General features: G+C 63.4%; 24 protein-coding genes and 1 pseudogene. 14 read left to right on the top strand and 11 right to left on the bottom strand.

What is annotated here, in order from left to right; genetic code table 11:
- Positions 1-5 precede the first annotated feature (5 nt).
- On the bottom strand, positions 6-1,739 hold the full coding sequence (locus tag BHMPCIPO_RS12995) for an adenylate/guanylate cyclase domain-containing protein (protein WP_173517129.1): 1,734 nt from the start codon (positions 1,737-1,739) through the stop codon (positions 6-8).
- Positions 1,740-1,837: 98 nt separating this feature from the next.
- Between BHMPCIPO_RS12995 and BHMPCIPO_RS12990 the strand changes: the two are divergent.
- A pseudogene (locus tag BHMPCIPO_RS12990) lies at positions 1,838-1,981 on the top strand (alkene reductase); the annotation flags it as partial.
- Between the two features lie 69 nt (positions 1,982-2,050).
- On the opposite strand, the gene BHMPCIPO_RS12985 reads toward BHMPCIPO_RS12990, so the two are convergent.
- A complete protein-coding gene (locus BHMPCIPO_RS12985) occupies positions 2,051-3,250 on the bottom strand; it encodes an NAD-dependent formate dehydrogenase (RefSeq protein ID WP_173517128.1) in 1,200 nt (399 codons plus the stop codon).
- Positions 3,251-3,297: 47 nt separating this feature from the next.
- Entirely contained in the window at positions 3,298-3,426 is a 129-nt protein-coding gene (locus BHMPCIPO_RS33460; RefSeq protein ID WP_282439034.1) for a hypothetical protein, read from the bottom strand.
- Between the two features lie 383 nt (positions 3,427-3,809).
- On the opposite strand from BHMPCIPO_RS33460, the gene BHMPCIPO_RS12980 reads away from it, so the two are divergent.
- The 3 genes from BHMPCIPO_RS12980 (at position 3,810) to BHMPCIPO_RS12970 (ending at position 7,508) form a co-directional block, all read left to right on the top strand.
- Positions 3,810-5,588 (top strand): acetolactate synthase 3 large subunit, encoded by a 1,779-nt coding sequence (locus tag BHMPCIPO_RS12980; protein WP_173517127.1) that lies wholly within the window; start codon positions 3,810-3,812, stop codon positions 5,586-5,588.
- Between the two features lie 21 nt (positions 5,589-5,609).
- Entirely contained in the window at positions 5,610-6,182 is a 573-nt protein-coding gene (gene ilvN / locus BHMPCIPO_RS12975) for an acetolactate synthase small subunit (RefSeq protein ID WP_173517126.1), read from the top strand.
- Between the two features lie 303 nt (positions 6,183-6,485).
- Entirely contained in the window at positions 6,486-7,508 is a 1,023-nt protein-coding gene (locus BHMPCIPO_RS12970; protein ID WP_246304312.1) for an NADP-dependent oxidoreductase, read from the top strand.
- A 22-nt stretch (positions 7,509-7,530) separates the two neighbouring features.
- Here BHMPCIPO_RS12970 and BHMPCIPO_RS12965 read toward each other — a convergent pair whose 3' ends face one another.
- A complete protein-coding gene (locus BHMPCIPO_RS12965) occupies positions 7,531-8,376 on the bottom strand; it encodes an aldo/keto reductase (protein WP_173517125.1) in 846 nt (281 codons plus the stop codon).
- A 239-nt stretch (positions 8,377-8,615) separates the two neighbouring features.
- On the opposite strand from BHMPCIPO_RS12965, the gene BHMPCIPO_RS12960 reads away from it, so the two are divergent.
- From BHMPCIPO_RS12960 to BHMPCIPO_RS12935, 6 genes are all read left to right on the top strand, one after another.
- Positions 8,616-9,209, top strand: a complete 594-nt coding sequence (locus BHMPCIPO_RS12960) for a LysE family translocator (RefSeq protein WP_173517124.1) — start codon at positions 8,616-8,618, stop codon at positions 9,207-9,209.
- Between the two features lie 196 nt (positions 9,210-9,405).
- Positions 9,406-10,044: a nitrile hydratase subunit alpha gene (nthA, locus tag BHMPCIPO_RS12955; protein WP_173517123.1), complete on the top strand. Its 639-nt coding sequence runs from the start codon at positions 9,406-9,408 to the stop codon at positions 10,042-10,044.
- Positions 10,041-10,700, top strand: coding sequence for a nitrile hydratase subunit beta (gene nthB / locus BHMPCIPO_RS12950; protein WP_173517122.1), 660 nt, complete (start codon positions 10,041-10,043; stop codon positions 10,698-10,700). Before nthA ends, nthB begins: the two co-directional genes overlap by 4 nt.
- Entirely contained in the window at positions 10,687-11,061 is a 375-nt protein-coding gene (locus BHMPCIPO_RS12945; RefSeq protein WP_246304311.1) for a nitrile hydratase accessory protein, read from the top strand. The genes nthB and BHMPCIPO_RS12945 overlap by 14 nt, the downstream gene beginning before the upstream one ends.
- Positions 11,062-11,199: 138 nt before the next feature.
- The gene (locus BHMPCIPO_RS12940; protein ID WP_173517120.1) at positions 11,200-12,195 is read left to right on the top strand and encodes a glycosyltransferase family 2 protein; all 996 of its coding nucleotides are present in this window, start codon (positions 11,200-11,202) and stop codon (positions 12,193-12,195) included.
- A gap of 31 nt (positions 12,196-12,226) precedes the next feature.
- A complete protein-coding gene (locus tag BHMPCIPO_RS12935; protein WP_173517119.1) occupies positions 12,227-13,072 on the top strand; it encodes a glycosyltransferase family 2 protein in 846 nt (281 codons plus the stop codon).
- Between the two features lie 39 nt (positions 13,073-13,111).
- On the opposite strand, the gene BHMPCIPO_RS12930 is transcribed toward BHMPCIPO_RS12935, so the two are convergent.
- From BHMPCIPO_RS12930 to BHMPCIPO_RS12915, 4 genes are all read right to left on the bottom strand, one after another.
- A complete protein-coding gene (locus BHMPCIPO_RS12930) occupies positions 13,112-13,960 on the bottom strand; it encodes an anti-sigma factor family protein (RefSeq protein ID WP_173517118.1) in 849 nt (282 codons plus the stop codon).
- Complete coding sequence (locus BHMPCIPO_RS12925; RefSeq protein WP_173517117.1) at positions 13,957-14,511, bottom strand: RNA polymerase sigma factor; 555 nt, start codon at positions 14,509-14,511, stop codon at positions 13,957-13,959. The genes BHMPCIPO_RS12930 and BHMPCIPO_RS12925 overlap by 4 nt, the downstream gene beginning before the upstream one ends.
- Complete coding sequence (locus BHMPCIPO_RS12920) at positions 14,495-14,869, bottom strand: COG4315 family predicted lipoprotein (protein WP_173517116.1); 375 nt, start codon at positions 14,867-14,869, stop codon at positions 14,495-14,497. Before BHMPCIPO_RS12920 ends, BHMPCIPO_RS12925 begins: the two co-directional genes overlap by 17 nt.
- Positions 14,870-15,078: 209 nt before the next feature.
- Positions 15,079-16,167, bottom strand: a complete 1,089-nt coding sequence (locus BHMPCIPO_RS12915; protein WP_312033028.1) for an AbrB family protein — start codon at positions 16,165-16,167, stop codon at positions 15,079-15,081.
- Between the two features lie 216 nt (positions 16,168-16,383).
- Here BHMPCIPO_RS12915 and BHMPCIPO_RS12910 point away from each other — a divergent pair, with 216 nt between their 5' ends.
- The 3 genes from BHMPCIPO_RS12910 (at position 16,384) to BHMPCIPO_RS12900 (ending at position 18,819) form a co-directional block, all read left to right on the top strand.
- Entirely contained in the window at positions 16,384-16,563 is a 180-nt protein-coding gene (locus tag BHMPCIPO_RS12910) for a hypothetical protein (protein WP_173517114.1), read from the top strand.
- Positions 16,564-16,574: 11 nt separating this feature from the next.
- The gene (locus tag BHMPCIPO_RS12905) at positions 16,575-17,702 is read left to right on the top strand and encodes an ATP-dependent DNA helicase (protein ID WP_173517113.1); all 1,128 of its coding nucleotides are present in this window, start codon (positions 16,575-16,577) and stop codon (positions 17,700-17,702) included.
- Positions 17,703-18,075: 373 nt separating this feature from the next.
- The gene (locus tag BHMPCIPO_RS12900; protein ID WP_173517112.1) at positions 18,076-18,819 is read left to right on the top strand and encodes an NUDIX hydrolase; all 744 of its coding nucleotides are present in this window, start codon (positions 18,076-18,078) and stop codon (positions 18,817-18,819) included.
- Positions 18,820-19,078: 259 nt separating this feature from the next.
- On the opposite strand, the gene BHMPCIPO_RS12895 is transcribed toward BHMPCIPO_RS12900, so the two are convergent.
- The 3 genes from BHMPCIPO_RS12895 to BHMPCIPO_RS12885 form a co-directional block, all read right to left on the bottom strand.
- Positions 19,079-19,753: a spermine/spermidine synthase domain-containing protein gene (locus BHMPCIPO_RS12895; protein WP_173517111.1), complete on the bottom strand. Its 675-nt coding sequence runs from the start codon at positions 19,751-19,753 to the stop codon at positions 19,079-19,081.
- 212 nt (positions 19,754-19,965) lie between these two features.
- A complete protein-coding gene (locus BHMPCIPO_RS12890; protein ID WP_173517110.1) occupies positions 19,966-20,643 on the bottom strand; it encodes a MerR family transcriptional regulator in 678 nt (225 codons plus the stop codon).
- 491 nt (positions 20,644-21,134) lie between these two features.
- Positions 21,135-22,247 (bottom strand): hypothetical protein, encoded by a 1,113-nt coding sequence (locus tag BHMPCIPO_RS12885; protein ID WP_173517109.1) that lies wholly within the window; start codon positions 22,245-22,247, stop codon positions 21,135-21,137.
- Positions 22,248-22,699: 452 nt separating this feature from the next.
- On the opposite strand from BHMPCIPO_RS12885, the gene BHMPCIPO_RS12880 reads away from it, so the two are divergent.
- Complete coding sequence (locus tag BHMPCIPO_RS12880; RefSeq protein WP_173517108.1) at positions 22,700-23,452, top strand: pyridoxine 5'-phosphate synthase; 753 nt, start codon at positions 22,700-22,702, stop codon at positions 23,450-23,452.
- Positions 23,453-23,604 lie beyond the last annotated feature (152 nt).

Below are 23,604 nucleotides of genomic sequence, written 5' to 3'. Positions count from 1 at the left end.
TCGCTTCATTTTGGCAGTCCCGCCCTCAGCAGGCCTTGGCGGAACAGGTCACGGTGCTCGTCTCGCTCGAGCAATAGGCCGCGGTGGATGAAGCCTTCTGTCGAGAAGTCCGGACAGACTCGCAGAAGCTGGGTCTTCGTTTCCTCGGCGGCGGCAGTGTTGCCGGCCTGCGCATGGCAGGCGACAAGGCGGGCGAGGGTGAACGGGCCGGGATTGGGCAACTCCTTCAGCGCTGCCGCGGCCTCTTCGTAACGACCGAGAATGTAGAGGGCATTGCCCAGGGCCGCGTTGTACCAGGGCGGTGGGAACGGGTTCAGCCGGAAGCCCTCGTTGATCCACTCCATCGCCTCATCGAGCTTCCCGCGCCGGGCAAAGAGTCCGCCCATCTGCACCAGCGTATTGGCGTCGTTCGGGTTCAGCAGATAGGCGCGGCGGTAATGCCGCTCCGCCAGGTCGAATTCGCGGCGATTGACGTGAATAAGCGCCAGCAAGCGCTGGCAGCCGCCTTCACCCTCATCGAGCGAGACGGCCTTTCGCGCCAACGCCAACGCCTGATCGAGAACGTCCGTCGGCGCGTTGCCGTAGCCGCGCTCGGCGATGATGGCGAGCGCCAAGTAGGCATGAGCCAGCGCAAACTGCGGGTCGCGGTCGACAGCCGCCTGGAACATCGCATGGGCCAGCTGATTGTCGTCGGGCTCGTAGCCGCGGATGTGCACAAGTCCCCGCAGGTAGAACTCGTAGGCCGCGAGGCTGGTCGTCGGCTTTCGCAGCACCTGGTGCAGATCGGCGGTTTCGATCTGCCCGATTAGGGTCGACACGATCGTCCGCGTCACCTCGTCCTGCACCGTGAAGATATCCGTCAGGCTGCGGTCGTAATGCTCCGACCAAAGGTGCGCTCCGCTGGCAGCTTCAACCAGTTGCGCGGTGATGCGAATCCGTTCGCCGGCGCGACGGATACTGCCCTCGACGAGGTAGGTAACACCAAGCTTCCGGCCGATCTCTCGCATGTCGGCATGCTTGCCGCGAAAGCTGAAGGACGAACTAGCGGCGGTGACGGAAAGCGAGCGGAACCGCGCGAGGCCGCCGATGATATCCTCGGTGATCCCGTCGCTGAAGAAAGTCTGGTCCGGCGAGCCGCTCAAGTTCTCGAAGGGCAGCACCGCGATCGAGGGGCGCGCGCAGGCCTGCGATGCCGCCGGCCCGATCGCCGGCGCGTCCGTCCAGTGCCAGACGTGGATGGGGCGGGTGATGTTCTTCAGTGCGATCTCGCCACCGTCGAGGAAGGCCGAACGGCACTTGGCGCCGAGTTGCCGATGGACGACATCGGCGATGCAGATGCCGCCGGGGGTGGCCGAGGCCTGCAGGCGGGCGGCGACGTTGACGCCGTCGCCGAGCAGATCGTCGCCGTCGATAACGACGTCGGCAAGGTTGATGCCGATCCTGACGAGGATGCGATCCTCGGTCGGCTGCTCCTGCTGGTCGCAAGCCAGCGCCTCTTGCAGCGATATGGCACAATCCACCGCATCGACGGCGGAGTTGAAGACGACCAGCGTGCCGTCGCCCATCAGCTTGACGATCCGGCCGCCGCAAGCCGTGATGCCGGGCGCAAGGATGGACGTCTGCAACCGCTTCATCGTGTCGAGCGTGCGGGTTTCGTCGGCCTCCGTCAGACGGGAATAGCCGACAATATCGGTGGCCATGATGACCGCAAGTCGCCGCTCGACGCGCCCGTTTGCCATCCCGCTCTCCGCCTGTCACGGATACTTTAGCGTGTTCTCATGAGGGCCGGAAGATGATCGCCCGCGTCGGGTGCGCGGCGGACCGGCCCATCTAAGCCTATGGCCAGATGGTGCTGGCCAACCCGGACTTCGTTCATCGGCCGAAGGCCGATGCGCCGATGAACGAGGCCGACCGCATGACCTACTTCGGCGGCACCGAGAAGGGCTACATCGACTACCCGGCGCTGGCCGTCTCCGCCTGAGGCGGGGTACGGCCGGAGCCGATCGACCCCGAGATCCGGGAGACCCGGAGCGCGCCGGAAACTGCGACTTCAGCCCTTGAAGCGCGCCGCCTCCTCGGATCCGCGCGTCGCATCGCCTGCGCTATAGGAGTGCGCGCCGGTGCCGGCGAGCTTGCCGCCCGAGACGATCAGGTATTCCTCGCGGATCGGCCTGCCTTCGAACCAGCATTCCAGTATCTCCCGCGTGCCGGCGGCGTAACGCGCCTGGGCGGACAGCGACGATCCGGAAATATGGGGCGTCATGCCGTGATGCGGCATCGACCGCCAGGGATGGTCCTTCGGCGGCGGCTGCGGGAACCAGACGTCGCCGGCATAGCCCGCGAGCTGGCCGCTTTCCAGCGCCTGCGCAACGGCGTCACGGTTGCAGATCTTGCCGCGCGCCGTGTTCACCAGATAGGCGCCGCGCTTCATCCTGGCGATCATCGCCGCATCGAAGAGGTCTTCCGTCTCCGGGTGGAGCGGCGCGTTGATGGTGACGACATCGCAGACGGGCACCATCTCCGCCGCCGTCTTGTGGAAGGTGACGCCGAGCTCCTTCTCGACCGCGTCGGGCAACCGGTGGCGGTCGGTATAGTGCAGCTTGACGTCGAACGGCTTCAGCCGGCGCAGCACGGCGCTGCCGATCCGCCCGGCGCCGACCGTGCCGATCTCCATGCCCTCGATATCGTAGGAACGCGCGACGCAATCGGCGATATTCCACCCGCCCTTCACGACCCACTGGTAGGAAGGAATATAGTTTCGCGCGAGGCTGAGGATCATCATGACCACGTGCTCGGACACGCTGATCGAGTTGCAATAGGTTACTTCGGCGACGGTGATGCCGCGGTCGATCGCCGCCTGGAGATCGACGTGGTCCGAGCCGATGCCGGCGGTGATTGCGAGTTTCAGCTTGCTCGCCTTGGCGATCCTTTCGGCGGTCAGGTAGGCTGGCCAGAAGGGTTGCGAGATCACGATCTCGGCGTCGACGAGCTCGCGCTCGAAGGCGCTGTCGGGACCGTCCTTGTCGGAGGTGACGACCAGGCTGTGCCCCAGGTTTTCGAGAAACGGCCGCAAGCCCAGTTCACCCGAGACACTGCCCAGCAGCATCCCCGGCTGAAAATCGATCGCCTTGGGCGTGGGAAGCGTCTGGCCGCCAGGGTAGCGCTCGAGCTTCGGCAGCCCGTCCCGCGCGTAACTTTTGGGATATCCGTCGACCGGATCGTCGTAGAGGACGCAAACGACCTTTGCCATTTTCATCTCCCTTCATCGAGAAAACGAAGGGGAGGCCCTCGACGCTCTCAGCGCTGCCGGTCAACGCGGACGAACAGCAGGGCGATGTGCTCTGTTGAAATATCTGTGGCCAGCAGGCCGCTGTAACGCTTGGCTTTCTGCACGTCCTTCGATCGGTCTCGATCTTCCGGAAACATGCAGCAGGGCTCCCACGTTCGTAGCGTTGGCAACACCCTTATGAAAGTGGAGGAGCAGGGCAAGCTTTCAAGGGAAGCGACCCGAAAGCCGCGTGCGAACAGGCGTCGCAGGAAAAGGGTATCCCTGCGCTACCTTCGCTTCGGCACAGATGCCAACATGCCCGCCAGCCCCGAAAAGCCGTTGACGCATGGGGGTTTTGTGTTTATCAACTCGCCCCATGAAAAATTTCGCGGTTATTCTTGTGGTGGGACGGCGCATGGGCAGGATGGTGTAACCATCCGGCGATAGCCACCCATGCGCTGAACGAGGCTCCTGACGGGGCCTTTTTTTATGCCTTCAAACAAGCTAAGCACCCAACTGGAAAAGGGATGGAAGCAGGTCAATGAGCGGAACAGAAAACCAGATGACAGGTGCGGAGATCGTTCTCCAGGCACTGAAAGACAACGGCGTCGAGCATATCTTCGGCTATCCGGGCGGCGCCGTGCTTCCGATCTATGACGAAATCTTCCAGCAGGAAGAGATCGAGCACATTCTCGTCCGCCATGAGCAGGGCGCCGGCCACATGGCCGAAGGCTATGCCCGCTCCACCGGTAAGGTCGGCGTCATGCTGGTCACATCCGGTCCCGGCGCCACCAATGCGGTGACGCCGCTGCAGGATGCGCTGATGGACTCGATCCCGCTCGTCTGCATCTCCGGCCAGGTTCCGACAGCGCTGATCGGCTCGGACGCCTTCCAGGAATGCGACACCGTCGGCATCACCCGGCCGTGCACCAAGCACAACTGGCTGGTCAAGGACGTCAACGATCTCGCCCGCATCATCCATGAGGCCTTCCGCGTCGCCCAGTCCGGCCGCCCGGGCCCGGTCGTCGTCGATATCCCCAAGGACATCCAGTTCGCGACCGGCACCTACACGCCGCCGTCTGCCGTCCCGACCCAGAAGAGCTATCAGCCGAAGACCCAGGGCGACCTCAAGAAGATCGAGGAAGCGGTCGAACTGATGAAGGGCGCGCGCCAGCCGATCATCTATTCCGGCGGCGGTGTCATCAATTCCGGCCCGCAGGCCTCGCATCTCCTGCGTGAACTGGTCGAGCTCACCGGCTTCCCGATCACCTCGACGCTGATGGGGCTCGGCGCCTATCCGGCCTCCGGCAAGAATTGGCTCGGCATGCTCGGCATGCACGGCACCTACGAAGCCAACATGGCGATGCATGATTGCGACGTCATGGTCTGCATCGGCGCGCGCTTCGACGACCGCATCACCGGCCGCCTCAATGCGTTCTCGCCGAACTCCAAGAAGATCCACATCGACATAGACCCCTCGTCGATCAACAAGAACGTCCGCGTCGACGTGCCGATCCTCGGCGATGTCGGTACGGTTCTCGAAGACATGGTTCGCTTGTGGCGCGCGGCCTCCAAGTCGGCCGACAAGGCGCGTCTCTCGGACTGGTGGGAGACGATCGCCAAGTGGCGCGCCCGCAACTCGCTCGCCTACACGCCGAACGACGAAGTCATCATGCCGCAATACGCGATCCAGCGGCTCTACGAGCTCAGCAAGGACCGCGACACCTACATCACCACGGAAGTCGGCCAGCACCAGATGTGGGCGGCGCAGTTCTTCGGCTTCGAGCAGCCGAACCGCTGGATGACCTCGGGCGGCCTCGGCACCATGGGTTATGGCTTCCCGGCGGCGATCGGCGTTCAGGTCGCTCATCCGAAGAGCCTCGTCATCGACATTGCCGGCGACGCCTCGATCCAGATGTGCATCCAGGAAATGTCCTGCGCCGTTCAGTACGGCCTGCCGGTCAAGATCTTCATCCTCAACAACCAGTACATGGGCATGGTGCGGCAATGGCAGCAGCTCTTGCATGGCAACCGCCTGTCGCACTCCTACACCGAGGCGATGCCTGACTTCGTCAAGCTGGCGGAAGCCTATGGCGGCGTCGGCATCCGCTGCGACAAGCCGAGCGAGCTCGACGAGGCGATCCGCCAGATGATCGACACGCCGCAGCCGGTCATCTTCGATTGCCGCGTCGCCAACCTCGCCAACTGCTTCCCGATGATCCCCTCGGGCAAGGCACACAACGAGATGCTTTTGCCCGACGAGGCAACGGACGAGGCGGTCGCCAATGCGATCGACGCCAAGGGCCGCCAGCTGGTTTGAGATAGGGACAGGAACAATAGAATGAGCGCACACCTTCAACCGACCGGCTCCGCCTATTTCATTGCCAAGGAAACCGAGCTTGCCGAAACCCACACGCTTTCGGTTCTCGTCGACAACGAGCCGGGCGTCCTTGCCCGCGTCATCGGCCTGTTCTCGGGCCGCGGCTACAACATCGAAAGCCTCACGGTTTCGGAAACGGAACACGAGGCGCACCTGTCGCGCATCACCATCGTGACGCGCGGCACGCCGCACGTGCTCGACCAGATCAAGAACCAGCTCGAGCGGCTGGTACCGGTGCACCGCGTCGTCGACCTGACGGTGCGTGCCGCCAGTCTCGGCCATGACCGGCCGATCGAGCGCGAACTGGCGCTCGTCAAGGTCCAGGGCTCGGGCGAACACCGTGTCGAGGCGCTGCGTCTCGCCGACGCCTTCCGTGCCTCGGTCATCGACGCCAACATTGAGCACTTCGTCTTCGAGATCACCGGCAAGCCGTCGAAGATCGAGCAGTTCATCGCCATCATGAAGCCGCTCGGCCTCATCGAAGTCTGCCGCACCGGCATCGCGGCGATGAACCGCGGCCCGCAGGGCATGTGATTGTTGAGCAGGTGAGAGGGAATTGCCCCTCACCCTAACCCTCTCCCCGCAGGCGGGGAGAGGGGACGACGCCGAGCGTGCCGCGGCTTTCCTGATCTCCCAAAACCAATATGTGCAGGTAGCACTCGGTGTCTTTGTACCGGGCGGTTGCTGCGCGTTTCCTTCTCCCCGCAGGCGGGGAGAAGGTGGCCGGCAGGCCGGATGAGGGGCAGGCGGAAGCTGTTACACCATTCGCTCGGTTGACTTCGCCGGCATTTCTCGTCGACTTATCCCGGATGGAAATCCGAAGATATCGGGTGCCGGATGAGCTCCACGATGCGGGCATTGGTTCTCACACGATATGGCGGTCCTGACGCCGCGCATTTGCGCGACGTACCGCGTCCGCGACCGGCGCGCGGCGAACTGCTTGTCCGGGTGCATGCCGCAGGTCTCAATCCTGTCGACTACAAGACGCGCGAAGGTGCTCTGAGGATCGTCCAGCGCTATCCATTGCCGATCGTCATGGGCAACGAACTCGCCGGCGTGGTGGAGGAACTGGGAGAGAACGTCACGTCCTTCACGCCGGGAGACCGTGTCTTTGCGCGCATGCCCAAGGATGCCATGGGCGGCTTGGCCGAGTATGCGGTCGTTCCCGAAAAGTTTCTGGCGAAGATGCCCGCATCGATCGATTTCTGCGCCGCGGCTGGCGTGCCACTCGCCGGTCTCACCGCATTGCAGGCACTTCGCGACGAACTCGACGTCAAGCAGGGCAACAGGATCTTCATATCCGGCGGCGCTGGGGGCGTGGGCACCTTCGCCATTCAGTTGGCAAAAAGGCTGGGGGCAGAGGTGACGACCACGGCATCGCCTCGTGGCCGTGCGCTGGTCGAAGAGCTCGGCGCGGATGTGGTGATCGACTATACGACACAACGGTTCGAGGAGCGGTTGCACGAGATGGACGGCGTCTTCGATCTGCTTGGCGGCGAAGCGCTCGAAAGGTCGTTCGGCGTGGTCAAGCGCGGCGGAAAGGTGGTTTCCATTGCCGGCATGCCCGAGCCCGAGACCGCGCGGAAGGATCTCGGCGGTGGCGTGTTCCTGACGACGCTTTTCTGGCTTGCATCCTACAGGATACGCGCCGTCGCCAGGAAACATGACGTCACATACCGCTATCTTTTCATGCATCCTGATGGGACCGAGCTTGCCGAGCTTGCCGATCTCATCGAGACTGGGGCGGTCCGGCCCGTCATTGACCGGGTGTATCAGTTCAAGAACGTTTCGGAAGCCTTTGCCTACCTGGAATCCGGCCGCGCCAAGGGCAAGGTGGTGGTGGAGATCGAAAGCCGATAAGGCTCGCTTGCGCGGCCAACCCTCAAATCATCTCCAGCGAGCGCTTGCGCTTCGGCGGCGGGAAGGCGCGGTCGAGGTCGGCGAGGTCGTCCGCCGTCAGGTGAATGTCCATCGCATCGCGGTTTTCGCGGGCGCGTGTCACCGAGCCGGTCTTCGGGATCGAGATCACCCCGGGGCGGGTCTTGAGGAAGGCGAGGGCGATCTGGGCCGGGGTCGCCTGGTGCGCCTTGGCAATGTGGATGAGATCGGGATTGCGCAGCAGCCGACCCTCGTCGAGCGGCGAATAGGCCATGATCGCGATGCCACGCTGCTGGCACCAGGGCAGAAGGTCGAACTCGATGCCGCGGCGCGAGAGGTTGTAGAGCACCTGGTTGACTGCGACGTGTCGGCCGTCCGGCACCGACAGAAGTTCCTCCATGTCGTCGACGTCGAAGTTGGAGACACCCCAGGCGCGGATCTTGCCGGCCTTTTTCAGTGCCTCGAAAGCCGCAACCGTTTCGGCCAGCGGATAGCCGCCGCGCCAGTGCAGCAGATAGAGGTCGATATGGTCGACGCCGAGATGCTTCAGGCTGCGCTCGCAGGCGGCCTCGGTGCCGAGCCGGCTGGCATTCGACGGCAGCACCTTGCTGACGATGAAGGCCTCGTCGCGCCGGCCGCGCACCGCTTCGCCGACGATCCGCTCCGAGGCGCCGTCGCCGTACATTTCCGCCGTGTCGATCAGCGCCAGGCCGAGATCGAGGCCAAGCTGCAGGCTCTTCACCTCGTCGGCCGCACGCGCGGGCGCGTCGCCCATGCGCCATGTGCCTTGCCCCAATACGGGCACGCGGCGGCCATCGGGCAGCGTCGTTGTCGGGATCGGGTCATGCATGCTGTTCTCCTCGCAGGCGCATAGGTCGGACGGCGGTCGTCCGGTCAGATCGCCAATCTAGCGCAAAGTCGCGCGCTTTCGAGCCCACGTCCTCGAGCAAGGCTCTCTTGCGCTGCAGGCGGCTAATCTCGCGTGAAAGTCGTTGAAGATGGCCTTCGTCAATTTGTCATGGTGACAAGTTCGCGGCTGGTGCCGGCCAATAGGTCAATTATGTTGACCCAATTAGACGGGAGGAACCCATGCAGGCCGATACGCTGCTGGCGCTGTTTTTGTTCGCATTTACCACATCGATCACGCCGGGGCCGAACAACATGATGCTCTTCGCATCGGGCGTGAATTTCGGCTTCGTGCGCACCGTGCCGCATATGCTGGGCATCGGCGCCGGTTTCTTCGTGCTCCTGATCGCCGTCGGCTTCGGCCTCGGTGCGCTGCTGCATTCCGTGCCGCTCATCTACACCACGCTGAAATTTGCCGGCGGCGCCTATCTCGTCTGGATCGCCTGGAAGATCGGCACCTCGCGTTCCCTAGGTGAAGGCAAGGCCGGTGCACAGCCCATGACCTTCCTTGCCGCCGCCGCCTTCCAGTGGGTCAATCCCAAGGCCTGGGTCATGGCGGTTTCGGCCATGGCGACCTATACCAGCAGCGAGAGCTATCTGATAAGCGTTCTCGTCGTTGGTCTCGTCTTTGCGCTGGTCAACGTGCCGAGCGTCTCCACCTGGGCGGGCTTCGGCTCGGCGCTGCGCCAATGGCTGTCCGAGCCGTCACGGCTGAAATGGTTCAACATCACCATGGCGGTGCTGCTCGTCGTCAGCCTCTGGCCGATGCTGAAATAGCGAAAGGCCGGAAGGCGTGGAGCTGCCCGCCGGTTTCGGCGAGCGTGATTCTGCACTACAGCGCCGCGCGTCTTCTGAGACGCGCAAAGGTCGCTGTGGCCCTTTGACTTGCTGCATGTCTTTGTCCTTAAATCGCGCTCGATTTAAGGAGACATGCAGTAGTAATGACAGCGATTTCCCGGCGGAGGAGCCAGGCATGTCCGAACACCATCACGGCCACGGCCATCACCATCACCATCACGACAACCATTTCACCGACATGGAAGCGCGGGTGAAGGCGCTGGAGACGGTGCTGACGGAGAAGGGGCTGATCGATCCGGCGGCGATCGATGCGATCGTCGAGACCTACGAGATGAAGATCGGCCCACGCAACGGCGCGCGCGTGGTGGCGAAGGCCTGGGTCGATGCCGATTTCGCCGAGTGGCTGAAGCGTGACGCCACGGCAGCGATCGCCAGCCTCGGCTTTACGGGCCGCCAGGGCGAGCACATGCGCGCCGTCTTCAACACGGCCGACACCCATAACCTCGTCGTCTGCACGCTCTGCTCCTGCTACCCCTGGTCCGTGCTCGGCCTGCCGCCGGTCTGGTACAAGGCGCCGCCCTATCGTTCGCGCGCCGTCATCGATCCGCGCGGAGTGCTTTCGGAGTTCGGCGTGACGCTGCCGGAGGCGACCCGTATCCGTGTGTGGGATTCGACGGCGGAACTGCGCTATCTCGTGGTGCCGGAACGGCCTGCGGGCACCGAAGGCTTCAGCGAGGAGGAACTGGCTGGCCTGGTGACGCGCGATTCCATGATCGGTACCGGTCTGGCGCTTTCCGCGGAGGCGGTCCGATGAACGGCCCCCACGATCTCGGCGGCGCACACGGCCTCGGGCCGGTGGCGCCGGAAAAGGACGAGCCCTATTTTCATGCGGAATGGGAGAAGCGGGCGCTCGGCATCACGCTCTCCTGCGGTGCCTTCGGCGCCTGGACGATCGACGAAAGCCGGCATGCGCGCGAAAGCCTGCCGCCGGCGACCTATCTTTCGGCGAGCTATTACGAGATCTGGACGCGGGCGCTGGAGACGCTGCTGAAGCGCCACGGCTTCGTGAGCCAGGCCGAACTCGACGCCGGCCACAGGCTGGAACAGGGGGCGACCCCGAAGCGGGTGCTGAAGGCCGACATGGTCGCCGGCGTGCTCGCCAAGGGTGGCCCCTGCGACCGTCCGGTCGAGACCGCGCCGCGCTTTACCGTTGGCGACCGGGTGCGCACGAAGAATTTCAATCCGGAAACCCATACGCGCCTGCCGCGCTATGCCCGCGCCAAACTCGGCCGGGTGGAGGCGGTGCAGGGCTCCTTCGTCTTTCCGGATGATAACGCCCATGGCCGCGGCGAAAATCCGCAATGGGTCTATACCGTCGTCTTCGATGGGCCCGAGATCTGGGGCGAGGGCGTCGACCCGACGCTGACGGTCTCGATCGATGCCTGGGAGAGCTATCTTGAACACGTGTAAGGTGGTGTCGCCGCTCGTCGCCTCGGCTGAGCTGCCGAAATCGCCGGAGGGCGATCCGGTCTTTGCCGAACCCTGGCAGGCGAACGCCTTCGCCATGACCGTGCGCCTGCACGAAAAGGGCGTGTTCTCCTGGCCGGAATGGGCCGAGGCGCTTTCGGCCGAACTCTACAAGCCCGGCCGCAAGGCGGACGCCAGCGACTATTACGACTGCTGGGTGGCAGCGCTCTCGCGCCTCGTCACCGAACTCTCGATCGCCTCCTGCCGCGAGCTGGAACACCTGACGCGGAGCTGGCAGCGGGCGGCGGAAGCGACGCCGCATGGCCAGCCGATCGTGCTCGCCAACGATCCTGAGCGCCCCTGACGCCGAAGGCTCCGGTCCGAGTCTTTCGCAAGTTGATTGCAGTCGGATTTTCACGTAGAGGCTGCTAATCTAAACGATCCGGAGCTTGCCGTGGGCGAGACGCGATATCCTTTTTCCTCCATGGAGGCGGCGGCGGACATGTTCAGAAGAACGCCGCTCCAGCGCCTCGGCACATGGCTGGAAACGAAAAGGATAGCCCGGCGGGAAAGGAAAAAGAAGCGCCGGCACGAGCTGACATGCCTCAACGCGCGGGGGCCGGCGACCTTGGGGTCGGGCGATATCCCGTTGATGTTCATCACCCATAACGATCTCAAGCTGATGCCGTCGTTCCTGGCGCATTACCGCAAGCTCGGGGTAACACGCTTCATCTGCGTTGACGACGTCTCATCCGACGGCACACGCGCATATCTGGTGGCGCAGCCGGACGTCGACGTCTGGTCGTCCATCGTCCGTTTCAAGGAGGCGCGGCGCGGGCGCGAGTGGCGGGAAACGCTGTTCGAGCGTTATGGCACCGGCCGGTGGTACGTCAATGTCGATTCCGACGAGTACCTCGTCTACGACGGCTATGAGGAACGCGGGCTCGGCTGGCTCATTCCGGCGCTGGAGCGCATGGGCGCGCGCCGCCTGCTGGCACCCATGCTCGACATGTATCCGGTCGACCTCGAGCGCGCCGACGTCGAGAAGCTGAAGCAGCAGGCTCCCTGGGAGATCGCCGATCATTTCGACGCTGCCGGCTATACGATGTGCGCGATGAAGCGAGCCTTTTGCGTCAAGGGCGGACCGCGCCAGCGCAAGTTCGGCACTGACCTCGAAATGGTCAAATATCCGCTGATGTTCTGGGACGGCGCGTGCTGCTTCGGCCCCAGCATCCATCAGCCCTTGCCCTATGACAGGAATTTCCCGGCCGCCATGGGCGTGCTCTTGCATTTCAAGTTCTTCGCCGACTATGCCGAGGTCGTCGACGCGGCGGCGGCAGGCGGTCAATATTTCGATGCCTCTGCCGTCTATGTGAAGATCAAGGAGAGCATTGCAAACGACGGCGGCCTGCAATTGGCGTCGGACGTATCGGTGCGCTTTACCGGATCGAGACAATTGCTGGATCTCGGATTCATTACGCGGCTTGAGCGTGCCTGAGGCGCCGCCCGGCCAGTTGCTTGGAGTGAGAATGGAGAAGGCGAAACTCGTCGTTCTGTTTCCGGTCTTCAATGGGGCGAAGACCTTGGAAAAGTGCCTGCAGTGCATCGCGGACCAGGATTTCAGGGATTTTCGCGCCATCATCGTCGAGAACCGGTCGACCGATGGTTCGCTGGAGATCGCCAGGGCTTTTGCCGCCAAAGATCCTCGCTTCGAGGTGCTCGAGAACGAGGTGCATCTCGACGCCGACGAGAACTTTCTCAAGTGCTTCCGCCTCGGTACCGAGTTCGGCGAATATTTCTGCCTCCGGGCCTGCGACGACTATTCGACGCTCGACTACCTGTCGCGCCTCGTCGCCGCGCTCGAAGCGGACGAGACCAAGCTCTTGGGGACTTCGGACGTCCGGCGGATCAACAATGGCAAGGGGCGCCTTGCCAGGCCCAACCGCGACGTCTTCAATTTTGCCCAACGCATCCGCGACGGCAAGATCCCGCGCAATCTCAGCTATCCGTCGGAATGGGTGTACGGCATCTATCGCTCGCAAGGCAGCCTCGAGATTCTGCTGCGCCGCTATGCCGAGTTCAGCTATCCCTGGACTGGCGCCTCCTACATCATCACGGAGTTCGTGGTGCGCGATCTCGTCGCCTATGTGGAGGGGCCCGAGTTCCATTTCATCGAGGGTTCGGGGTCGGTTCAGCGCTATGGGGCCAAGACCTTTAGGGAGAAATTTGCGCAGCGCTGGGAATATACGGTCGGCTGTTATCGGCTGAAGGACAAGCTGCCGCCGATGTCGCCGTGGACGCGGTTCCTGCTGTTCCGCATGTTCTGGAACGACGCGCGCCGCAAGACCCGCTACAAGCTGCTCGGCTTCTTCTGAGCGGATGAAAACGCGCAAGTGAGACGGCACGTCGCCGCCTCAGCTTCCCGTCGCCTCGCTCTTGTCGAACTGGCGGTAGCACTCGTCGGCCACCTGCTGCAGCAGGTTGCGCGGCACCTCGCCGGTGACGGCGTAGCCGATCGGACCGTCGATCCAGTAGAAGGTCTCGACGCCGTCGGCGCTGTCGATGCGGAAACTGGTTTCGCGGTTGTCGTCGTTGCGGCCGAGAAGAACGGTCAGCCGGCGCCCGGTGCCATCCTCATACATGAACATCGCCCCCGCCTTGCCGTTGACCGGCAGCAGCCGGCCGCCGACCAGGGAGAAGCCGAGCGAGGAGAGATCGGGGATCGACAGCGGGTGATCGAGGCGTTTTCCGAGCCAGTTGGCAAGATGGCTCTGCTCGTCGGCGCCAACTTCGACCGCGTGGCGCACTTCGCTGGCATAGACCAGGAAGGCCGATTGCGCCTGTCGCGGCAGGCTGTCGGCGGTCTCGATCGCACGGCCGCCGCGATCGGCCGAAAGCAGCGCGGGTGCATAGAGGCCGGTGAGCCCGCCGGCGGCAAAAAGTGCGAGACCGGCGGCGATGGCGCGCAGACGGCGGATGGCGGAACCTGTGTCCTTGCCGTTGTTCCTGCCCGGGTTCGGCTGGGGAAGATCGCTATGGCTGCTGCTTAAGAGCAAGGCGCGGTCGCGTGCGTCGCTGCGGGCGTAGCCGGCGAAAAGCGCACGGAGGTCCACCGCCTGCGCCTGCCATTGCCTGACTTCCTCGGCGCGCGCGGGGTTGCGCTCCAGCCATTGCTCGACCCGTTGCCGTTCCCGCGGGGTCAAGAAACCGTCGACATAGGCGTGCAGGTCGTCTTCGGAGACGGTGTTGAAATCTTCCGTCATTTCGGTCTCCGCATGCTGATCACATTGTCGTCCTTCATGGCTTCGGCCAACTGGCGCCGGGCGCGTGAGAGCCGCGACATGACAGTGCCGATCGGAATGGCCATCATCTCGGCCACGTCCTGGTAGCGATACCCTTCGATCACCACGAGCATCAGCACCGAACGGTTTTCTGAGGAAAGGCCGTTCAGCGCCCGTTCGAGCCTGGAGCGCTCGAGCGGATCGCTCTCGCGGTTCTCTGCCTCGAGCCCCAGATCCTCGTCCAGCGCCACCTGCGGGTGCATGGCGAGGTAACGGTGCCGATTGCGCCCGAGATTGGTCATGATGGTGAAAGCCCAGGCGCGCAGATTGACGCCACGCCACTGCGCGCGGCGCGCCAGCACCTTCTCCACGCAGTCCTGCAGCAGGTCCTCGCCGTCCGGGTCCGAACGCACGAGGCTGCGCGCATAGCGCCTCAGTGCCGGCACCAATGCCAGCACATCCTCCTCGAACCGGTCGGATGCGGGGGGATCGCCCCCCGCATCCGCATTTCCGCCATTACGGCTTTGCGACATCCCATTCGCCCTTCACGCCGTCGCCGGTAATGTCACCCATCTTCTTGTCCTTGACGAAGAAATAAAGCGGCATGCCGTCCTTCGCCCATTGTTTCTTCCCGTCCTTGCGCTCGACGAGCGTATAGGCGCCTTCGGCCTTGGCGCTGGCTTCCGCCAGGAAGGGCGGCCAATTCGCGGCGCACTTGTCGTAGCAACTGGACACACCGCCATGGTCGTCCTTGTAGGTATAGAGCGTCATGCCGTTTTCGGCGGCCAGTACCTTGCCCTTGGCCGATTCGACTTCCTTGACCGGTGGCGCGGCAAACGCCGTGGCGCCGGCGGCAAGCAGCATGGCGATCGTCAATGGAAACGTTTTCATGGCAATTGTCCTTCCTCAAGATGGTTTTCGTATCCGGAAACGGGCAAATGCCTCCTAGACTAGTCCCGTTGCCGCAGGGGCCGCGGGATGCTCTAGTCCCGTTTCCGCAAGAGCCGCATGCTTGCAGATCCGATCATGAGACACGGTGCGCGGCGGATTTATTCCCGGAAAACTGGTGGCAGTTTCGGCAAAGCCGGACGGCGAGCGGTTCAAGCCCGGTCGGCGACGAAGCGGGCGAGCGCCGGGCCGATCATGGTGATGATCAGCAGGCGGGCGGTCTGCAGCGCCATCACGAAGGAAAGGTCGACATTGCTGGAGGCGGCGATGACGGCGATCGAGTCGAGCCCGCCGGGGCTGGTGGCGAGATAGGCGGTGAGGGGATCGATGCCGACGACCTTGATCAGCAGCACCGCGAGCAGGCTCGAGAAGGAGATCAGCACGATGATCGAGAGGACGGTCGGCACCAGGGCGCGGCGCGCGTGGATGAGGATCTGGCGGGTGAAGCCAAGGCCGATGTTCCAGCCGAGCAGCGCAAAGCAGAAGGCCAGCAGCCACTGCGGCAGCACCGTGGTCATGACGCCGGTGACGTTCAGCACGGCGCCGAGGAGGAAGGGCAGCAGAAAGGCGCCCGCCGGCACGCGCAAAAAGCGGCCGGCGAGGGCAGCACCGAGCCCGACGGCGATGGTGGCGAGGAAGGGGAGGCCCGCGACCGGCGCGAGCCAATGGGTGGTCTCATCGGCTTCCGCACCGGTGACCCACATATGCGCCACCACGGTTGCGGTGCTGGCGACGAAGATCACGCGCAGATATTGCATGAAGGCGACCAGGCGGGCATCCGCCCCGTAGGCATCGGCCATCAAGAGCATGGTCGAGGCGGCGCCGGCGGACGAGCCCCAGATCGCCGTCGTGCCCGGCAGGATGCGCATGCGGGTGATCACCCAGCCGCAGAGCGTGCTGACGGCGATGACCGAGAGAATGACGGCGAGGAACAGCGGCCAGTTGCCGGAGAAGGTTGCGAGCATGCCCGGCGTCATGGCGCCGGCGATCATCATCGCCAGGATGAACTGTACGCAGAAAAACAGTTGGCGCGGCAGGCGGATCGTGCCGCCATTCATGCCGACGAGGACTGCGGCGAGCATCGGCCCCATCAGCAGCCCGGCGGGAAGGCCGATGAATTCGAAGCAGGTGGCAAGCACGAGCGAGAAGGCCGAAAGCAGGCACCATTGCAGCCACGGCGCCAGCCGTCCGATGCCGACCTTTTCCGGAGGGGACGCGGCTTTTAGCTTGTCGGTCGTCACGGGCATTCTCCGGCATGGCCCGGAAAAGGCGGGAGCGGCCATTCGTGGCCGGCCTCAACGGGCTTCGAGCGATGGTCTGCACTGCAGCGCCATCCCGTCCCGCTCGTTAGCAACAATGCGGCGTTGCATTCAAGGGGCACGGCAAGAAAGTGCCACAGCCATCGGCAGCCGAAATTGAGCGGAGCGCTGCCGCGGCCGTGTGATTGAAGGCCGGTTATGAGAAAAAAACGTGAACAAAACATCTCTGATCCGAACGGCCGGACAGCCGCGATCAGGCGAAAAGACATTGATTTTGCGTGGCAATTTTCTCAGTTGCCGAAAAACGCCTTCCAAACGGCCGTCGCAGCATCGGCGCAGCCCATAAATCCGGGCTTGCTTGTGCCGCCCGAATCCTGACACTCAACCTCATGCAGTTCGCACCGCAACAGGATGAGGCCCTCAAGGCCGTTTCGCAGTGGCTGAAAGAAGGCCGCTCGCCGCTCTTCCGGCTGTTCGGCTATGCCGGCACCGGCAAGACGACGCTTGCGCGCTATTTCGCCGAGCATGTCGATGGCGAGGTGCTGTTTGCCGCCTTCACCGGCAAGGCCGCGCAGGTGCTGCGCTCCAAGGGCGCCAGCAACGCCAAGACGATCCACTCGCTGATCTATCGTCCTCGCGGCGAGGAAGAGGTTTCCGACGAGGAAACCGGCAAGACCTCGATCGCGCCGATGTTTGCGATCAACCGCCAGAGCCCGGTCGCGAAAGCCGCGCTGATCATCGTCGACGAATGCTCGATGGTCGACGAGGCGCTCGGCAAGGACCTGATGAGCTTCGGCACGCCGATCCTGGTGCTCGGCGATCCGGGCCAGCTTCCGCCGGTTTCGGGCGGCGGCTACTTCACCAATCAGGAGCCGGACTACCTGCTGACGGACATCCATCGCCAGGCGCGTGACAACCCGATCATCCAGCTCGCCATGCAGGTACGCGAAGGCAATGAGATCATGCATGGCGACTATGGCACCACGCAGGTGATCGGCCGCGGGCAGGTGAACCAGGAACTGGTGCTGGAAGCGGACCAGGTGCTGGTCGGCACCAACCGGACCCGCCGGCGCTACAACCAGCGCCTGCGCGAGCTCAAGGGCTTCACCAGCGACTATCCGCAGTCCGGCGACAAGCTCGTCTGCCTCAGGAACGATCCGGCCAAGGGCCTGCTCAACGGCTCGCTGTGGCAGGTGATGAGCTCGTCGAAGGAAACGGTGAAGCCTGGCATCAACCTGATGATCCGGCCGGAAGACGACGACATGGATCGCGGTGCCGCCAAGATCAAGCTCTTGAAGGCCGCCTTCGAGGATGTCGAGGGCGAGATCCCCTGGCAGACACGCAAGCGCTACGACGAGTTCGACTACGGCTATGCGCTGACGGTGCACAAGGCGCAGGGCTCGCAGTGGAACAACGTCGTGCTCTTCGACGAGAGCTGGGCCTTCCGCGATACCCGCGAGCGCTGGCTCTATACCGCCATCACCCGCGCGGCGGAGCGGCTGACCATCGTTCGCTGACCGATCTCGCTGATCGAGGCTGACGCGACCGACGGGTAGGGGCGACGTTGCCGATCAACAGGATCTTTCTTTATGCGCACGACGCGGAAGTGACCGTAAGCTGATAAGCACTTCGTTTTCAGAAGTTGCACGAGGCGGGCGACCGTCTGATCGAACTGGTCCCGCGAGATGGGGGCGCCAATCTGCTGATCCATCCGGCGTCCAAAAGTCCAGCGGCGTGGCCATTCGCCGGTCAAGCTGGTGTTCGATGTGCGAGAGGCCTTTTGTCAGCATAGCGGACGCGATTTCGACTGCAGTCATTGTGGCCCTTTCAAATTTCTCTACTGTCCTGTCTTGCCGCCTATGGAGCCGAACACGGGTTAGGAGTGAACATTTGTTTGAAGATCAATCGTTCAGCATTTCCGTGGATCGAATACACTGCCGTCTATCAGGAGAGTTTCGGCTGCCTACAGCAGTGGCAGCGGCTCGAAAATCGAATTGGGATATTGTCCGTGCCAGGCGGCCTTCAGCCTTCGATGGCGCTTTATTGCGGATGGCATCTCATCAACTTGAAGATGGACGGCTAATTGTTTCTGCAAATCGCACCTCATTTTCCGCTTATTTGGTAACGCGCCACCCCGAATTTATCGTCGAGCACACGGATGCGGAGCGCGCCGATCCGCTTGGACTGACGGCTATTGTGCTCACTGCAGACGACCAAGTGATTGTCACAGTGAGAAGTTTGGCGGCTGATCAGAACCCTGGAGGCCTTTACCTCATCGGGGGCTACGCGGAACCTGCTGCCAGCGATGGCCCTGTTGACCTTTTCAATGAGGCCGCGCGCGAGATTGAAGAAGAAATCGCCGTATCTGACATAAACCGATCTAGGTCGTTTGCAGTCGGTCTTGCTTACGATCCGGTCTTTTGCCATCCGGAGTTGTTTCTTCTGATGTCCAGCAAATCCGCTGCCGCTAGTATCCTGACGGGAGCAGGAAGCGCACGGGACCGGAATGAAGCGTCTCAGCTCCTTGCCTATCCGATCAGTGATGTCCTCGGCGAGAATGGCTCGCTAACAAACAGGCCCCAAACATGGAGTTTCATAAAAGCGAGGCATTTCCTCCGAAAGCATTTGCTCTAATTTCACGACCGGCAATGTCTTCTTCGGGTCGAAGGCGGGCGACGAGCGAGAAGAGCTTGACCTCGACACGCCGATTGGAGAAGGGCCGGTGTTCGGAGCCATCCATCGGGCCAACGGCCATCAGTTGGCCAAGACCAAGGACCCAGCAGGCAACCCGATCTCGGTTTCAAGCCGCGCCTTGCGCAGCGGGCGACGCCGGCGACATCGGCCGAAGCTCGTGCGGCGTCACGAATGAAGGGCCGGCCGCAGGTGGGACCGGCTACTTTTTGGTCGCCATCCAGAGCACGTGGCGAGCCCCGCCGCGCTTGCCGTTGGCGCGCACATTCACCTCGTCGGTGGCAAAGCCGACCTCGCGCAAGCGGCGGGTAAAGGCGCTGTCCGGCGCGGACGACCAGACGGCGAGCACGCCACCATGCCGAAGTGCTGCCTGGGCGGCGCGAAGGCCGGTATGGCTGTAGAGGCTGTCGTTGGAGGGGCGGGTCAGACCGTCCGGGCCGTTGTCGACATCGAGAAGGATGGCGTCGTAGGCGGCCTTCTTCGAGCGGATCAGCGCGCCGACATCGCCGATGTGGATCGTAACGCGCGGATCGTCGAGCGTGCCCTTGTGAAGATCGGCCATGGGGCCGCGTGCCCAGTCGACGACGGCCGGCACCAGTTCGGCGACGGTGACGCGGGCATCGTCCGGCAGCACAGCGAGGGCCGCCCGCAAGGTAAACCCCATGCCGAGGCCGCCGATCAGCATGCTCAGGTTCTTGCCGCCGGCGATCCGCTCGTAGGCGAGCGTTGCCAGCGCCTCTTCCGAACCGCTCAGCCGGCTGTTCATCAACTCGGTCGAGCCGAGCATGATGGAAAATTCCTGGCCGCGCTGCTTCAGGCGCAACTCGTCGCCGTCTCCGGGAATGGTTGCGCGGTCTAGCTGGATCCAGGGAAGCATCGGGGCATCTCACTTCAGTCGTTTCAGCGCCTCGTAACATGAGCGTGGCGTTGAAGACATCAGATTATCGATCAACCGGGAGAATTGCGCGCGAACGGGTGCCACGACCGGCCGCCGGCAGGCTTGGGCCTTCCTTCATTCCGGGCGCGGCAGCACTGTTCACGCCGGCGAGCGCATGGGCAAAGGCGAGAGCCGCCGCGGGGGCGCCTCGGTCACTCCGCCGAGATCATGCCGGCGATGACGGCCTTGGCGATCGCCTGGAAGCGGTTGTTGGCGCCGAACTTGCGAATGATGCCGGCTTCGAGGGTCAGCGCCGCTGCGACATCCATCTCCATCAGGCCGGCGATGCGCGAGGCCGGATAGCCTTCGGCCATGAAGGTCAGGCATTCGCTTTCGATCGGGGAAAGGTGGACATGGTCCCCATCATCGCCCGCGGCACCGCTGCCGTCGCTGGTTTCGAGCAGCTCGGTGATGCGCTGCATCTGGCGGCGCAGGTTTGCCTGCTGGGCGGCAAGTTCCCGGCGCCGCGCCAACAGCGCCTCGCGAAACAAGTGGTCGGCATCGGCCTGTTCTTCGGTGCCGGCAAGGCCGGTCAGAAGCTCCAGGATGGTGGCGATCGGCATGTCGATCTCGCGACAGGCGTTGATGACGGCCATGCGGCGGATGTGTTCTTCGTTGTAAACCCGCATCGGCCCCATGCGGGCGGCGGTCAGGAGACCCTTCTCCTCGTAGAAGTGCAGGGTGCGGTGGGTGACGCCGAAGGCATCGGCCATGTCGGCGATCGCCAGCGGGGCCGTCGGGTCATGATTTGGAAGGGGAAGGATGGGCAGGAAGCCGCCGCGGTCGGGCGCGGCGAGCATGCCTTCGTATTTCCAGTGGTCTCGCGGCATATCGATCGTCCCCGGTTTACAGGCCGCGCCCATCCGGCGCGTTATCGCTGTAACGTTTGATTTTCCGCATCGGTGACCTGGATCGAGGCCGACCCAGGGTGCACGCAGTCCGCGTCCGGAAGCGCGGCGATCACCGGGTCTCTCAAATGTGCGGAACGCGTCCGCGTGCTGAGGCACTCGTTGACCGATAACGACAATGCCTGCTGCTCGGCTGGGGCATCCCGCTTGGACGACGCGGTTTACTCAGGACCTCGATGCTTGCCTGACGAGCAACCAGGCATCCATTCCCAACGCATGCGTGCAACGTTATACGCGAATCGAATATATGACCAGTCTTTAATATTGTAGGCTGACGGCCGTTTCGCCAATTGGTAGTGCCGTCGCGATCGCCTGTTTGCTCCCGTCGCCGCCGACCTCGGGAAACATGCAGTAATTCAAGGTGTTGCTGTGGTCTTGGCGCGTATCGACAGGCGCGCCGCACTCCGGCGCGGTCAGTGACCGATGACCTTGAGCGGGCTGTTGGAGCTGAGGATGAACAGCGGTTCGTCGCCGCGCAGTGGCGACAGCTTCTGCTGGCAGGACCAAGCCTCCTCGAAGGCGCCCCGGGTCAGGTGCCTGCGATAGCGCTGGGTGGCGGCCATGCAGCCCATGAGGGGGCTTTCGATCTGCTCCTGGCGGGCGTGCTCGTAGATCTCGCCGTCGAGCGAAAACAGTTCCGTGGCCAGCGACATGCTCTCGTAAAGCAGGTCGGGCTCGGACGCGAGCCGCTTCCAGGTGATGAAGTCCTGGCGCAGGGGTATATTCTCGCCATCATGGGAGAGGGTGACGCGGATGCCCTGCGCCGGGGCGTCGTACCAGGCCACCTGCACGGTGAAAGACAGGTCGGAATTGCGCGAAACGGGGCGGCCGGTGTCGCCATCGGTGGCACGGGCCAGCGTCTTGTGGCGCTGGGCCGCAAGGCGGAGCGCGGTGGCGAAGGCCTTGGCGTCCTCGTTGTCCGCGCCGATCACCTTCACCTGCACGGAGGGCAGCACCCGCTCGGTCGCGTGGCGCGCGTTGAAGAGCTTTGCCTGCGCGTCGATGTCCAGCGTCATTTCCTGCGAGGGCATCGGCGCGAAGAGAAGCAGCGGCAGCACGGTCAGCACCGAGAGCGGCGACGAGAAGGGCGCCGGCGGCCAGGCGGGCCGATGCCCGGCAAAGCGCCGTTTCGTCAGCTTCGGCTGGCGGGGCGAAACTTCTGCCTGATGCTCTTCCTCGTTGCGGACGCGCTGGTACTCCGGAACATAGGTTCCCTTGGGAATGGCGATCCGCCATTCGTCGTCGGCACCGTCGCCCTCGTAGAAAACCTTGAGCAGCTTGCGCAATTTGCCGGCGTGCACGCGCACGAGCGGGTCGCTGTCGGCGTTGAAGGCCTGGGACCGGCCGAAGACGTCGATCGCGATCGAATAGCCCTTGAGCTGATGGCCTTCGCCGGCCATCTCCTTCTCGACCACATAGGCGAGGAAGGCCCTGAGGCGCTCCGAACGCGCGAAAGCCTTGCTTTCGAGGATCCGACGGAGGGCCCGCCGAATCGTCTCGTCGCAGGGTCTTTCGACCGTCGTCATCCGTTCTTGCTCCAGTGTCATATGAGTAAAAATCTATGAAATGCGATCGAGGCGCGGGCGGGGCCATTCGATCTGATTCGGAAAGTTAAGCCCAAAAAAAAGGTGGTTGTCAGGGGTAGCAGGCCGCAGGTTTGAGGTATTTCTGAAATAAACGCAATAATTGCGGCGGTTCTCCCTGTGGCAGATGGCAGCGGAAGCCCACCCGGCCATTTTCGCCGTTCGTCATTGAGCCTTCTCGCATATTAGAGGCGTTGATTGTCAAGACTTGGTCAAGACAAGACGGGCAAACGAACCGCGCGCAATCGTCGCATCGCCGCGCGCGCAACCTCCTTGGAATTGCTGCATAATCGGACCTCAAACCGTTTCTGGTTTCGGCAATTATGCAGTAGAACATTGCAACTACATTGCCTGCGTCCGGGCCCGCCAGGGTCCACTTTCTGGAAAGTTCAGACATGCCTGCAAAACTGTCCGTGAACCTGAATGCCGTCGCAATGCTCCGCAACCGGCGCGATCTGCCCTGGCCCTCCGTCACCGCTCTTGGCCGCATCGCACTCGAGGCGGGGGCTGCCGGTCTCACCGTGCATCCGCGTCCCGACCAGCGCCACATCCGCTTCACCGATCTGCAGCCGATCCGCGACCTGATCGACGAGGCGTTTCCGGAGACGGAATTCAACATGGAAGGCTATCCGAACGAGGAGTTCCTAGGCCTCGTGGAGGCGCACCGGCCGGAGCAGGTGACGCTGGTGCCGGACGACCCGGCGCAGGCGACCTCCGACCACGGCTGGGATTTCCGCAAGAACCACAACCTGCTCGGCAATGTCGTCGGCCGGCTGAAGAAGAAGGGTTTTCGCGTTTCGCTGTTTGCCGACGGTGACGAAGATCAAGAGGCGCTGCGGATTGCCAAGGAGACCGGCGCCGACCGCATCGAGCTCTACACCGGCCCCTATGGCGGCTGCTATGACGATCCGGCCGGGGCCGAGAAGATCGCCGGTGAACTCGGCCGCACGGCTGCGATCGCCGCAAGCCTTGGGCTCGACGTCAATGCCGGGCACGACCTGACGGTCGCGAACCTGCCGCTACTCGCCCGGCACATCCCCAATCTTGCCGAAGTCTCGATCGGTCACGGGCTGACGGCCGATGCGCTGGAATACGGCATGGCCGAAACGGTACGCCGCTTCCGCCGCGCCTGCGGGCAGGAGGTCTGAGGCGACCTCTGCGCCTACAGCGCCGCGCGTCTGATAAGACGCGCAAAGGTCGCTGTAGCACTTTGAGTTGCTTCATGTCTTCGTCCTTAAATCGAGGTCGATTTAAGGAGACATGCAGTAGTTCTTGCGCGGCTTGCCTTGCCTTCCCGAGC

Origin of the sequence: Ensifer sesbaniae (genome assembly GCF_013283665.1) — a bacterium.
Taxonomy (GTDB): Bacteria; Pseudomonadota; Alphaproteobacteria; order Rhizobiales; family Rhizobiaceae; genus Ensifer; species Ensifer sesbaniae.
This window is presented reverse-complemented; position numbering and strand designations above follow the sequence as displayed.